The organism is Microbacterium gorillae, assembly GCF_000826185.2.
Classification (GTDB): Bacteria; Actinomycetota; Actinomycetes; order Actinomycetales; family Microbacteriaceae; genus Microbacterium; species Microbacterium gorillae.
The window spans coordinates 432,805-445,901 of sequence record NZ_LN648874.1 but is presented as its reverse complement, the minus strand read 5'-3'; the positions used below and the strand labels follow the sequence as shown (position 1 = coordinate 445,901).

Annotated in this window: 13 protein-coding genes; 8 read left to right on the top strand and 5 right to left on the bottom strand. The window is 69.3% G+C overall.

Features of this window, described 5'->3' with window-relative positions:
• Positions 1-15 precede the first annotated feature (15 nt).
• A complete protein-coding gene (locus BN1193_RS08075) occupies positions 16-537 on the bottom strand; it encodes a gamma carbonic anhydrase family protein (protein ID WP_052460556.1) in 522 nt (173 codons plus the stop codon).
• Positions 538-671: 134 nt separating this feature from the next.
• Between BN1193_RS08075 and BN1193_RS08070 the strand changes: the two genes are divergently transcribed.
• On the top strand, positions 672-1,157 hold the full coding sequence (locus tag BN1193_RS08070; RefSeq protein ID WP_040165353.1) for a Dps family protein: 486 nt from the start codon (positions 672-674) through the stop codon (positions 1,155-1,157).
• 62 nt (positions 1,158-1,219) lie between these two features.
• Here the strand turns inward: BN1193_RS08070 and BN1193_RS08065 are convergent, their stop codons facing one another.
• The 4 genes from BN1193_RS08065 to BN1193_RS08050 are packed head-to-tail and all read right to left on the bottom strand — an operon-like array spanning position 1,220 to position 4,858.
• On the bottom strand, positions 1,220-2,710 hold the full coding sequence (locus BN1193_RS08065) for an amidohydrolase (RefSeq protein WP_230206449.1): 1,491 nt from the start codon (positions 2,708-2,710) through the stop codon (positions 1,220-1,222).
• Positions 2,710-3,351: an FMN-binding negative transcriptional regulator gene (locus tag BN1193_RS08060; RefSeq protein ID WP_040165350.1), complete on the bottom strand. Its 642-nt coding sequence runs from the start codon at positions 3,349-3,351 to the stop codon at positions 2,710-2,712. Before BN1193_RS08060 ends, BN1193_RS08065 begins: the two co-directional genes overlap by 1 nt.
• A 14-nt stretch (positions 3,352-3,365) precedes the next feature.
• Positions 3,366-4,361: an Fpg/Nei family DNA glycosylase gene (locus BN1193_RS08055; protein WP_040165348.1), complete on the bottom strand. Its 996-nt coding sequence runs from the start codon at positions 4,359-4,361 to the stop codon at positions 3,366-3,368.
• Positions 4,361-4,858 carry a ribose-5-phosphate isomerase gene (locus BN1193_RS08050; RefSeq protein WP_040165346.1) on the bottom strand — a complete coding sequence of 166 codons (498 nt, stop codon included), beginning with the start codon at positions 4,856-4,858 and terminating at the stop codon, positions 4,361-4,363. The genes BN1193_RS08055 and BN1193_RS08050 overlap by 1 nt, the downstream gene beginning before the upstream one ends.
• 117 nt (positions 4,859-4,975) lie before the next feature.
• On the opposite strand from BN1193_RS08050, the gene pepN reads away from it, so the two are divergent.
• The 7 genes from pepN to BN1193_RS08015 all read left to right on the top strand — a co-directional run bounded on the left by pepN (position 4,976) and on the right by BN1193_RS08015 (position 13,037).
• Positions 4,976-7,519, top strand: a complete 2,544-nt coding sequence (gene pepN, locus BN1193_RS08045; protein WP_040165345.1) for an aminopeptidase N — start codon at positions 4,976-4,978, stop codon at positions 7,517-7,519.
• Positions 7,520-7,723: 204 nt separating this feature from the next.
• Entirely contained in the window at positions 7,724-8,635 is a 912-nt protein-coding gene (locus tag BN1193_RS08040; RefSeq protein WP_040165343.1) for an ABC transporter ATP-binding protein, read from the top strand.
• Between the two features lie 29 nt (positions 8,636-8,664).
• Entirely contained in the window at positions 8,665-9,480 is an 816-nt protein-coding gene (locus tag BN1193_RS08035; protein WP_052460555.1) for an ABC transporter permease subunit, read from the top strand.
• Between the two features lie 117 nt (positions 9,481-9,597).
• Positions 9,598-10,509, top strand: a complete 912-nt coding sequence (locus BN1193_RS08030) for an ABC transporter ATP-binding protein (RefSeq protein ID WP_040165721.1) — start codon at positions 9,598-9,600, stop codon at positions 10,507-10,509.
• Positions 10,506-11,357, top strand: a complete 852-nt coding sequence (locus BN1193_RS08025; protein WP_040165342.1) for an ABC transporter permease subunit — start codon at positions 10,506-10,508, stop codon at positions 11,355-11,357. Before BN1193_RS08030 ends, BN1193_RS08025 begins: the two co-directional genes overlap by 4 nt.
• A gap of 100 nt (positions 11,358-11,457) precedes the next feature.
• Positions 11,458-12,615, top strand: coding sequence for a mechanosensitive ion channel family protein (locus BN1193_RS08020; RefSeq protein ID WP_052460554.1), 1,158 nt, complete (start codon positions 11,458-11,460; stop codon positions 12,613-12,615).
• On the top strand, positions 12,612-13,037 hold the full coding sequence (locus BN1193_RS08015; protein ID WP_040165341.1) for a globin: 426 nt from the start codon (positions 12,612-12,614) through the stop codon (positions 13,035-13,037). The genes BN1193_RS08020 and BN1193_RS08015 overlap by 4 nt, the downstream gene beginning before the upstream one ends.
• Positions 13,038-13,097: the final 60 nt, after the last annotated feature.

Below are 13,097 nucleotides of genomic sequence, written 5' to 3'. Positions count from 1 at the left end.
GCGGCGCATCCTCGTTCAGACGCCGCGGTGCATCTGTGTGATCTCGAGGTAGCGGGCGGCGTTCTCCACGAGTCCGGCACGTTCCTCGTCGGTGATCGGCCGGCGGACCTTCGCCGGCACGCCCGCCACGAGGGATCCAGATGGGACGACGGTGCCACCGAGGACCACAGCTCCCCCGGCCACCAGGCTGCCCGCGCCGATCACCGCTCCGGAGAGAACCACGGCACCCATGCCGATCAGGCACCCGTCGCCGACCTCGCACCCGTGCACGACCGCGTTGTGCCCGATCGACACGTCCGTGCCGATCACGGCCGGATGCTCGGCGTCCACGTGGATCGAAACGTTGTCCTGCACGTTGCTGCGGTCACCGATCGTGATCGTGTTCACGTCGCCGCGGACCACGGCGCTGTACCAGACGCTGGTGCGCTCGCCGAGTGTGACCGCTCCGATGACGTGCGCACCGGGAGCGATGTAGGTCGACTCCGCCACCTCCGGGGTGCCGGATGCGATGGCGTGGATTCCGTCTCGATCGGCCATGACCGTCCTTCCTGTTCGTCCTTCGAACCTATCGGCACCGCATTCTGTAAGCCCAGCCTCAGCTTGCTTGCGCGGTTTTTCGTGCTGAGTAGGTTGGGAACACAGGCCACCGAGTCGAACTCGAGGAGAACATCATGAGCAAGACCATCACCGTCGCAACCACCGCCAGCGACCCCACGGTCGCCGCTGCCACCGCACAGTTCCTGTCCCCCGTCGTCCTGGGCCTGCAGGCCCTGGTTCTGAACGGCAAGCAGGCGCACTGGCACGTTCGCGGAGCCAACTTCGTCGGCGTCCACGAGCTGTTCGACAGCGTCGTCGCCCACGCCGGTGACTTCGCCGACACCGCCGCGGAGCGCGTCGTCGCCCTCGGTCTGCCGATCGACGCCCGCGCCACCACCGTCGCCGCCAAGGTCACCGCGACCGCCGTTCCGGACGGCTTCACACAGTCCGACGTGCTGATCGCGGACGTGATCGCGGACATCGACGTCATCCTCGCCGACGTGCAGGCGGCGATCGACGGTCTGGACGACATCGACCTCACCAGCCAGGACGTCGCGATCGAGATCCGTCGTGGTCTGGAGAAGGACCGCTGGTTCCTCGCCTCGCACATCGCGCACTGACGCACGCACGGACACACGTCCCGATGGCCCCGCACTCCGGTGCGGGGCCATCGCCGTTCCCGTCAGCCGAGGTGGGTGACGCGGCCGGCGAGCAGCGTCAGGCCTACCGACATCGCGCGGAGGCCATCCGCGTCCGCGGCGTACGGGTCCGCGGTGCAGAACGCGACATCCGCCACGCTGCCGGGGGCCAGCTCCGTCCGATGCGCGGTGCCGAGCGCGGTGGATGCGGCCAGCGCGGTGGCGACATCGAGTCGCTCCTCCCCGCGCCAGACGTCCTCGTCTCCGCGGCGCCGGCCGACGGCGTCCGCCATCGCGCCCCACGGGTCCAGCGCCGCGACGGGCGCGTCCGAACCGAACACGATGTTCGCACCCGCGGCGTGCAGCGTGCGCAGAGGGTAAGCCAGGCCGGTCTGCGCGCCCCACTCGGCACCGACGAGCTCACGGTCATCCAGCGCGTGCGCGGGCTGGACGCTCGCGGTCACACCGAGGTGGGCGAAGCGAGCGAGATCCACCCGGTCCACGAGCTGCGCGTGCTCGACCGAACCGGATGCGCCGGTGCGCGCGAACGCATCGAGGGCCAGCGTGACGGCACGATCTCCGATGCCGTGAACCGCGATGTCGAAGCCGGCCGCGACGCCCTCGGCGACCAGCATGGTCAGCGACTGGGCGTCGTACGCGAGCACGCCGCGGCCGGTGTCGGGGTACGGGTGCGAGCACGCCGCTGTCCGGGTCCCCAGGGAGCCGTCCGCGATGATCTTGAGCGGACCGACCCGCACCAGTCCTTCGCCCCCGAGGGACTCGCCGGTGCGCAGCCCGGCCGACCGGGCCCGCCCCAGATCATCCGGGTAGACGCCGAACGCGATCCGCAGCGCGTCGAAGCCGTCCGCGACGCGCCGACGCCAGCTGTCGGCGTTCCACGCGAAGTCCAGGTCCACGACCCCCACCACACCACGTGCGGCGGCGGCGTCCGCCGCCTCGGCGACGAGCGCGTCCGCGCGGTCCGCGACGAGGGCGTCCAGTCGGGCTGACAGCTCGAACGCGTCCGCCTCGCGCAGCATGCCGGACCCGTCCCCGCCGGCACGGCCCTCCCGGCGCAGCGCCGCGGAGTTGAGCCACACGCTGTGCAGGTCGGCGTTGACGAGATACGTCGGAACGTCCCCGGTGGCCGCGTCCAGGATCGCCAGGGTCGGCTCGTCCGGCCACAGCGCGTCGCGGAATCCCATACCGACACGGATCCCGTCCGCATCGGGGGCGACGCGGGCGATGACCGCCGCCGCCTCACGCGCATTCTGCGCGCCCCCGAGGAAGGTGCGGGTCGCACGCAGTGCCCACGGGGTGAGGTGGACATGGTGATCCCAGAGGCCGGGGATCGCCCACAGGCCGTCGCCGTCGATCGATTCGCCCCCCGCGCGCAGGGCACCGTGCGGCGCGATGTCCACGATCCGACCACCGGACAGACACAGGTCCACCGGCTCGTCCGTGGCGAGGAGCTCCGCGGTCGGACCGGAGATGCGGACGTTGCGCACCATCGTCGGCCGAGCGCCGAGTGCCATCATCCGCGGGCCGCCCGGCGCGTGGCCTCGCTGCGGCGCATCTCGGCCGCGAGCTCGACGTTCGCGTAGGGGCCCTCCCCCTCGAGTCCGGCCAGGATCGTGTCGACGACCTCGTCCGGCTTGTTCTGGCTGAGCTTGCGCTTCGCCGTGACGCGGGTCGGGGTGAGCCGGAAGCCGACGGTGCCGCGGGCGAGCCGGTCGATGAAGTCGGGGTCGTTCGGCGGCTGCCACATTCCGCGCGGGTCGGGAGCCGCGGATTCGAAGTGATCGACCAGGCGTTCGAGCACGACCAGGTTCTCCTGCGGGCTCAGGATCTCCGGCACCCCGGACAGGTGCACCGCGACGAAGTTCCAGGTCGGCACGTTCGGAGTGTCGCCGTACCAGCGCGGGGTGATGTACCCGTGCGGGCCCTGGAAGATCACGGTCAGTTCGCCCTCGCCGAGGCCGAGGATCGCCTCATCCGGTCGTCCGACGTGGCCGACGATCGTCAGGTCGTCGCGATCCTCGTCCAGCAGGATCGCGTAGTGAGAAGCCGTGACGCCGTCCGGTCCGTGACCGATCAGGGTCGCCCACGGGTGACGGGCGATGATGCGACGGAGTTCGGCCACATCGGTCATCGCGAAGCTGGGGTTCTGGCGCATCCGTTCTCCTCGACTCAGCGCTGACAGCTCGGGCACCAGTAGAGCTTGCGCGCCACCATCTCCTCGAGCACGATGTTCGTTCCGCACACACGGCAGGGTTCGCCGGCGCGGTGGTAGACCCAGTGCCGGTCGTCCCGGCTGGCCATGGCACGACGGTACGCCTCCGGGTCGAGGTCGTCCATGGTCATCATCTGGCCGGTCTCCACACCGATGGCGAGCAGCTCCACCCAATCGCGCCAGAGCGCCCGGGCGGTCTCCTCGCTGACGTCCTTGCCGAGTCGGTGCGGGTTCAGATTCGCCCGGAAGAGCATCTCGGCGCGGTACACGTTGCCGATGCCGCTGACGACGGCCTGGTCCATCAGAAGCTGTCCGATCGGGACACCGCGACGACGCACCGCTCGCACGAAGCGCTCTTCTCCCTCGGCCGTGTCGCCGACGAGCGGGTCCGGACCGAGCTTCGCGACCGTCGCGAGCATCTCGTCCGGGCTCTGCACCTCGCACGCCGTCGGTCCGCGCAGGTCCGCGCACGTCAGCTCGGTCAGCAGACGCACCCGCACCTGGCCCACCACCGGGGGCGGCCACTCATCGACCGCTGCCGGCAGGCCTTTGGTCTGCTCCGACATCCGGACGTTCACGCGAGTCCGGCGGGGGGCGCCGATCGAGCTCAGCGAGTTCTCGCCGGCGTCGTCGTACACCGCGTCCAGGTCGGTGCCGCGCTGGTTCGTCTGGCCCATCCGGCCGTTCGCGGACGCGATCGTCGGGTCCACGAGGATCTCACCGGCGAAATCCCATGCGCCGTAGAGACCGAGATGCACGCGCAGCCAGAGCTCGCCGTCGAACCGGGTGAACATCTGCTTGCCGACGGCACGGACCTCCAGGATCTCCCGGCCGTCCAGCAGTGCGGCGCCCTCGGCGAACCGTCCCTGCGGCGAGGTGACGGACACCGGACGCCCGACGAAGTTCCGCTCGATCTGTCGCGCGATGCGATGGACGGAGTGGCCCTCGGGCATCAGGCGCCCTCGGTGGCCCGCGGATCAGGAAGCAGAGCGCCGTCCTTCTCGAACTCCGCGATCTGTCCGATTCGACGGACGTGACGCTCCTCGTTCGAGAACGGCGTCGCGATGAAGGTGTCGATGAGGAACGCGGCTTCATCGAAATCGTGCTGACGAGCGCCGATGGCGACCACGTTCGCGTCATTGTGCTCACGCGCGAGCTTCGCCGTCGCCTCGTTCCAGGCCAGGGCGGCGCGGATGCCCGCGACCTTGTTGGCGGCGATCTGCTCGCCGTTGCCGGACCCCCCGAACACGACGCCGAGCGCCTCCACCCCGGAGACCTGGTCGGCGATGACGCCCTGGGCGGCACGGATGCAGAAGGCGGGGTAGTCATCCACCGGGTCGTACGCGACCGGACCATGGTCGATGACCTCGTGCCCCTGCTTGCGCAGGTGCTCCTGGATGCGGTGGGAGAACTCGAGTCCGGCGTGATCGGTGCCGATGTGGATGCGCATGCTCCCATCCTACGGAGGCCTCGGGGCGTAGGCTGTTGCCCGTGTGCCACCACAGCGGCGCATCCGCTCGAGCGGCCATCGCCGCAGAACCCCTGAGAACCCCACGGGAGAAGCCCAGTGCCTGGAGAGAACCTCACCCGCAGCGAGGCGCAGGAGCGCCGCGCGATCGTCGACACGAAGGCGTACGACGTCACCCTCGATCTGACCCGCGGGGCGGAGGTGTTCCGATCCCGCTCGGTGGTCCACTTCACCGCCACCGAGGGCGCGTCGACGTTCATCGACCTCATCGCCCGCGAGGTGCACGAGATCACGCTGAACGGCCGGACCATCGACGCGTCCGCGTACGCTGACTCCCGCATCGCGCTGGACGAGCTCGCTGCCGACAATGAGCTCGTCATCGAGGCGGACTGCCTCTACACCAACACCGGCGAGGGCCTGCACCGCTTCGTTGACCCGGTGGATGACGAGGTGTACCTCTACTCACAGTTCGAGGTCCCGGACTCGCGCCGCATGTTCGCCGTGTTCGAGCAGCCCGACCTCAAGGCCGAGTTCACCTTCACCGTGACCGCTCCCGCGCACTGGAAGGTCGTCTCCAACTCCCCCACACCCGACCCGATCCCGGCCGGTGAGGGTGTCGCGACCTGGGCGTTCGAGGCCACGCCGAAGATGTCCTCCTACATCACGGCCCTCATCGCCGGACCGTACGAGTCCACCCACTCGGAGCTGACCAACGCCGACGGCCGCGTCATTCCGCTCGGCATCTTCGCCCGCAAGAGCCTGTGGCAGTACATGGACGCGGACTACATCTTCGACAAGACGCGCGAGGGCTTCGCCTACTACGCCGAGAAGTTCGACTACCCGTACCCCTTCGCCAAGTACGACCAGCTGTTCGTCCCGGAGTTCAACGCCGGCGCCATGGAGAACATCGGCGCGGTCACCTTCACCGAGACCTACGTCTTCCGCAGCAAGGTCACCGACGCGATCAAGGAGCGTCGCGTCGTCACGATCCTGCACGAGCTCGCGCACATGTGGTTCGGTGACCTCGTCACCATGAAGTGGTGGAACGACCTCTGGCTGAACGAGTCGTTCGCCGAGTGGGCATCCACGATCGCCACCGCCGAAGCCACCGAGTGGAAGGCGGCCTGGACCACCTTCAACGCGATGGAGAAGACCTGGGCCTACCGTCAGGACCAGCTCCCGTCCACCCACCCGATCGTCGCCGAGATCAATGACCTCGAGGACGTGCAGGTCAACTTCGACGGCATCACCTACGCCAAGGGTGGCTCGGTCCTCAAGCAGCTGACCGCGTGGGTCGGCATCGAGGAGTTCTTCGCCGGCGTCGCCGCGTACTTCAAGAAGCACGCCTACTCGAACACCGAGCTCAGCGACCTGCTCGTCGAACTGGAGGCCGCAAGCGGCCGCGACCTGTCCACCTGGTCGAAGAAGTGGCTGGAGACCGCGGGCGTGAACACCCTGTCACCGGTCGTGGACACCGATGTGGACGGCAAGATCACCCGCTTCGCGATCACCCAGACGGCCCCGGCGGACTATCCCACGATCCGTCCGCACCGCCTCGGTGTCGGCTTCTACGATCTCGTCGACGGTGCGCTCACGCGCAGCCACTACCTGGAGCTGGACGTCGACGGCGACCGCACCGACGTGCCGGAGCTGAAGGGTCGCAAGCGCCCCGACCTGGTGCTGCTGAACGACAACGACCTCGCCTACGCGAAGATCCGCCTGGACGAGGTGTCGTTGCGCACCGCGATCGAGCACCTGTCCGACATCTCCGACCCCCTCGCGCGCTCGCTGGTCTGGGGCGCGGCCTGGGATCAGACCCGCGACGCCGAGACCGCCGCCACCGACTACATCGAGCTCGTGCTGGGAAACATCGGCAACGAGACCGAGTCGACGACGGTGCGCACGACGCTCGCTCAGGTGCAGCAGGCGGCGAACACGTACGTCGCTCCGGAGGCCCGGGACGCAGCGCGTGCCCGCGTGGCCGACGGCGTCTGGGAGCTGGCTCAGGCCGCGGCGGCCGGCAGCGACAACCAGCTGCAGTTCGCACAGGCGCTGGCCTCGTCGGCGTCCACGCCGGAGCAGGTCGAGCGTGCGCGTCAGCTCCGCGACGGTGAGATCGTCCTGGACGGACTCGAGATCGACACCGACCTGTCCTGGCAGCTGCTCGTGGCCCTCGCAGCCGGCGGCGTCGTGGACGAGGCTGCCATCGACGCCGCCCTCGCCGAGGACAACACCGCCAAGGGCGGCGAGTTCGCCGCGCAGGCGCGTGCCGCGCTGCCCGGCCGGGAGGCCAAGCAGAAGGCCTGGGACTCCCTCGTGGAGCGCAGCGACCTGCCGAACACGATCGTCCGGTCCGCGGCTGCAGGCCTGACGCATCCGGCGACGATCTCCGACCTGACCGCCTTCGTCCCGCAGTACTTCGACCGGATCTCCTCGATCTGGGAGTCCCGCACCTTCCAGATCGCGGACTACCTCGCCACCGGCCTGTACCCGTCCGGGCTGGCGAACCACGACCTGCGGGACGCCACGCGCGCCTGGCTGTCCGCGAACCCGGACGCGGCTCCCGCGCTGCGCCGCACCGTCGCCGAAAGCCTCGCCGTCGTCGAGCGCGCCCTGGCCGCGCAGGAGCGTGACGCCGAGTAACCTCCCGCCCGTCCACGAAACACCCATACGCGTCCCGAACACCCCGCATCGCGGGGTTCCTCGGACTCGTATGGGTGTTTCGCGTTGCGGCTTCGGATGCGCCCGGGACGCGCCTGGGGGCACGGTCGGGGATGACCCGGACCGTACCCCGAAAGCCCCCTGAGGCGCCCGAAGAACATCCCTTCCTCTGCATAGCGTGGTCTCATGATCACCGTTCAGAACCTCACCAAGAGGTATGGAGACCGCCTCGCTGTCTCCGACGTCAGCTTCTCCGTGCGCCCCGGCATCGTCACCGGATTCCTCGGCCCGAATGGTGCCGGAAAGTCCACGACCATGCGGATGATCGTGGGATTGGATCGTCCGACCAGCGGTTCCGCGACGGTCGGCGGCCACCGGTACGCATCGCTGGCGTCACCGTTGACGCACGTCGGCATCATGCTCGACGCGAAGGCCGTCCACACCGGCCGCACGGCGCGCAACCACCTGCGCGCCATGGCGGCCACTCACGGCATCCCCATCTCACGTGTGGACGAGGTCCTCGACCTCACCGGGCTGACCTCGGTCGCCCGCAAGCGCGCCGGCCGCTTCTCGCTCGGCATGGGTCAGCGACTCGGCATCGCCTCGGCGCTGCTGGGCGACCCGGACGTCCTGATCCTCGACGAACCGGTCAACGGCCTGGACCCGGAGGGCGTCCGCTGGGTGCGCGACCTCGTCCGCTCGTACGCCGCCCTCGGACGGACCGTTCTGCTCTCCAGCCACCTGATGAGCGAGATGGCCCTCACCGCCGATCACCTTCTCGTCCTCGGTCGCGGCCGACTCATCGCCGACGCGCCGCTGTCGGACATCGTCCGCGACTGGACGCGCGAAGAGGTGCTCGTGCGTTCGCCGCGCGCCGCGGAGCTGGCCGGCGTGCTGCGTTCGGACGTGGTCTCCGTCGAGGCCGGCGGACCCGACGAGCTCGTCATCGTGGGCGCACCGGCGTCGTGGATCAGTGACCGAGCCGCCGCCGCGGGCATTCCGCTCCACCAGCTGGCCACGCGCACGGGCTCGCTGGAAGAGGCGTACATGGCCCTCACCGGAGACACGGTCGAATACAAGACGAAGCAGGTGGCATGATGGCGAGCTCACTCACACGCACGGCCCCCATGGCCCCCCGCACGCGGGCATCGAACGGCGGAAGTCGCCGACGCGTCACTCTGCCCCATCTGATCCGCAGCGAGGCCATCAAGCTCACCACGCTGCGCTCGCCCTGGTGGTCCGCCGCCATCGTGATCGTCTCGACCGTGGCGATCGCGGCGCTGTACACCTCGGACATGGCAGGCCTCGGAGCAGAGCTGGAGACACCCGACAACCTCGTGTTCGCACGCGGAGCGGTCATGCCGGCGATGTTCACGGTCCTGCTCGCCTCGATGATCGGCACCATGCTCGTCACCGGCGAGTACTCCACCGGCATGATCCGCTCGACGCTCACCGCGGCCCCCGATCGCATTCGCAGCCTCATCGCCAAGGTGGTCGTGGCCGCACTGTTCGTCCTCACCGTGTCCCTGACCACGTCGCTGATCTCGGTGATCGTCGCGTCGTTCATCGGGAAGGACGCCGGAATCGTCATCGACTTCTCCCAGCCGGAGACCGCGATCCTGCCGTACGTCAACGGCGCCGTCTACCTGGCCCTCGTCAGTGCGCTCGGCGTCGGCGTCGGCTACTGCATGCGGAACGCGACCGGAGCCATCGCGGTCGTCGTGACGATCATCTTCGTCATTCCGATGATCCCGGGCGTCATCCCGTCGCTTCAGGACGTGGACTGGGTGTCCGAATTCATGCGGATGCTGCCCATGACCGCGGGCAACGACTTCATGCTCGGCGATGCGACTGCGCGCCTTCACGGCGGGCTCGTCCTCGTCGGGTGGGCTGTGGTCAGCTGCGTTCTCGGAGCGATCTCGCTCGCCAAGCGCGACGCCTGACCAGACGGGTTCCACCGCCACCGTCCGCAGAGATCATCCTCTCGGATGACCCACACGGGGCCACGTCGTCCGCCCGGACGATGTGGCCCCGTGTGGGTCATCCGTAGCGTGAAGCACATGATCGTCGCAGAGAACCTCACCAAGCGGTACGGTGCCCGCGCAGCCGTCACCGATGTCTCCTTCCAGGTGCGTCCGGGCGCGGTCACCGGCTTCCTCGGCCCGAACGGCGCCGGCAAGTCCACCACCATGCGCATGATCGTGGGGCTGGATGATCCGACCTCGGGCACCGTGACCGTCGGCGGACACTCCTACGCCCGCTCGGGCTCTCCACTGACTGAAGTCGGCGTGCTGCTGGATGCCAAGGCCGTCCACTCGGGGCGCACCGCCCGCAACCACCTCCGAGCCATGGCCGCCAGCCATGGCATCCCGGCCCGTCGCGTCGACGAGGTGCTGGAGATCACCGGTCTCACCGCGGTCGCCCGTAAGCGCGCCGGCGGATTCTCCCTCGGCATGGGACAGCGGCTCGGCATCGCGGCCGCACTGCTCGGCGACCCGCAGACCCTGATCCTCGACGAGCCCGTGAACGGCCTGGACCCGGAGGGCGTGCGCTGGGTGCGCGAGTTCGTCCGCTCCTACGCCGCCTCGGGCCGCACGGTGCTGCTCTCCAGCCACCTGATGAGCGAGATGGCGCAGACCGCCGACCACCTGATCGTGCTCGGCAAGGGTCGCGTCCTCGCCGATGCGCCCCTGCCGCAGCTGGTCTCGCAGTGGACCCGCGAAGACGTGCTCGTCCGCTCGCCCCGGGCGGCCGAGCTCGCATCCGCCCTCCGTTCGGACACCGTCACCGTCGCCACCACCGCCCCGGACGAGCTCATCGTCTCCGGCGCCCCCGCGGCACACGTCGGCGACATCGCCGCGGCGTCCGGGATCACCGTGCACCAGCTCACCACGCGCACGGGGTCGCTGGAAGAGGCGTACATGGCCCTCACCGGCGACGCCGTCGAGTACAAGACGAAGGACATGAAGTGACCACCGCAACCGCTCCCGCCCCGGCCGCCACCACGACTCCGGCCACCCCGGCCACGCGCACCGCGTCACCCTATCGACTGACCCTCGGTCACGAGGTCCGCTCCGAGTGGATCAAGCTGGTCACGCTGCGCTCCACCTGGTGGTCCGCCGCCATCGTTTTCGCGCTCAGTGTGGGAATCAGCGTGCTGGTGGCCCTGCAACTGACCTCGAACGACCTGGTCTCGCCGGAGAGCGCGAACGGAAGCATCGCGTCGGCCGTCACACTCCCGTCCATGTTCACGGTGCTGCTGGCCTGCATCCTCGGCACCATCTTCGTCACCGGTGAGTACTCCACCGGCATGATCCGTTCGACCCTCACGGCCGCCCCGGATCGCACCCGCGCGTTCCTCGCGAAGGCGCTGTCCGTCTTCGGTTTCGTCGTGGCACTGAGCCTGATCACCAACCTCGTCGCCCTCGCGGTGACGCTGCCGATCTTCGGCGGTGTCGATGCCGGTCTGGACCTCAGCGACCCGGCCACCGCCGTGCTCCCCTACATCTGGAACGCGCTCTACCTCGCGGGTCTCGCCCTGCTCGGCCTCGGGGTCGGATTCGCGGTTCGCAGCGGCGCGGGTTCGCTCGCGATCGTCGCGGGCATCGTGTTCGTGCTCCCGATCGTGGCGAGCATGCTCGGTATGGTCCCGAACCTCGACTGGATCCAGACCGTCGCCAACTACCTGCCGATGAATGCCGGATCCGACTTCGTGCAGAACACGGGGGACGCGCAGTTGCGTGGCGGTCTCGCGATCGCCGGATGGGCGGTCGCCGGACTCGCCGCCGGATACGTGGTCCTGAAGACGCGCGACGCCTGAGCGTCACGAATCCACGGAGGCGGGGCGCAGTGGCGTCCCGCCTTCGCCGTGCGGTGGAGGGTCCACCGGACGCGAAGGTCGCCCCTCGTAGGATGGGACGGTGCTCCTCACCGCGACTTCCCCCCTCCCCGACTGGACACCGCCGTCATGGGACAGCGTGCTGAGGTTCCTGCTGCAGACCGGCCTGAACCTGCTGTCGGTCGCGAGCATCATCGTGATCTGCTTCCTCATCGCCGGGGGTCTCCGGTTCGTCATCCGCCGCATCGTCAACCGCATCGTGCTGGGGGCGAAGCACAAGGCGAACGTCGAGGACACGCAGGCCCTCGACCGCTCCCCGCTCGCAGCCGCGCGCCTCGTCCAGCGCACGCGGACCCTGGGGTCCATCCTGCAGAACGTGGTGAACATCACCCTTGTGATCGTTGCCGGCGTGCTGTCCGTCCAGGTGCTCAACCAGGACATCCTCGGTTCCCTGACGCTCATCACCGCCGCCGTCGGCGCCGGCCTCGGTTTCGGCGCGCAGAACATCGTCAAGGACGTCCTGAACGGCATCTTCATCGTGGTCGAGGACCAGGTCGGCATCGGCGACGTCGTCGACCTCGGTCTCGCCACCGGCATCGTGGAGTACGTCAGCGTGCGAGTCACGCACGTGCGCGATGTGAACGGCACGCTCTGGTATGTCCGCAACGGCGAGATCCTCCGCATCGGCAACATGTCGCAGGGCTGGTCCCGGGTCATCGTGGACGTGTCCGTTCCGGCCGCCGCCGACGTGGACGCCGCCGACGCGGTGCTCCAGGGGGCACTCACCTCCTTCGCCCAGGACCCGAAGTGGCGCTCGCGCATCGTCGGCAAACCGGAGACGTGGGGCCTGGAGGCCGTGACCGACGACACGATGGTGCTGCGCGCGGTCATGCGGACGCGCTCCACCTCACGCGACGACGTCGCTCAGGAACTCCGAACGCGTCTGAAGCGCGCGTTCCAGGCCACGGACATGCCGGTGGCGAACCTCATCTCCGTGGAGCTGACCGGCAGCGAGGGGGCCTTCCGCGTGCGCGGGGCCAACCCGCCGCGCACGGCGACGCAACCGGTGGTCTCGACGCCGAAGCGGCCCACCTGGCGGGCGCGGACCGTCGCCGGACCGACCGCGATCCCGGTGACGCCGGAGGATGACGCTCGCCCCGTCACGAAACCGTCGCCCACCGGGCAGAAGACACCGAAGAAGAAGAACAAACCCGAGTCCGGCGAGAAGGACCAGTCATGACCGACGCCCCCAGCTTCTACGAGCAGATCGGCGGACACGACACGTTCGTCCGTCTGGTCGACGTGTTCTACGCCGGCGTCGCCGCGGACCCGGTGCTCAAGCCGATGTACCCGGATGAGGACATGGCCGGAGCGCACGAGCGCCTGACCATGTTCCTCGAGCAGTACTGGGGCGGCCCGTCGACGTACTCCGAGCAGCGCGGCCATCCGCGTCTGCGGATGCGGCACATGCCCTTCCATGTCGACCCGGACGCTCGCGACCGGTGGCTCGCGCACATGCGCGCCGCCGTGGACGCTCTGCAGCTCTCCCCGATTCACGAGGCGACCCTGTGGGATTACCTCGACCGCGCCGCCCACGCCATGGTGAACACCTTCGAGCCGAGCGGAATCGGCCCGGCCGCCGGCGGCCGACCCGCGCTCTGACCCGCCCGCGTCGCCACCGGTCCGGTGGATGAGCGGCGACGCGGCCGACAGCGCCGACGG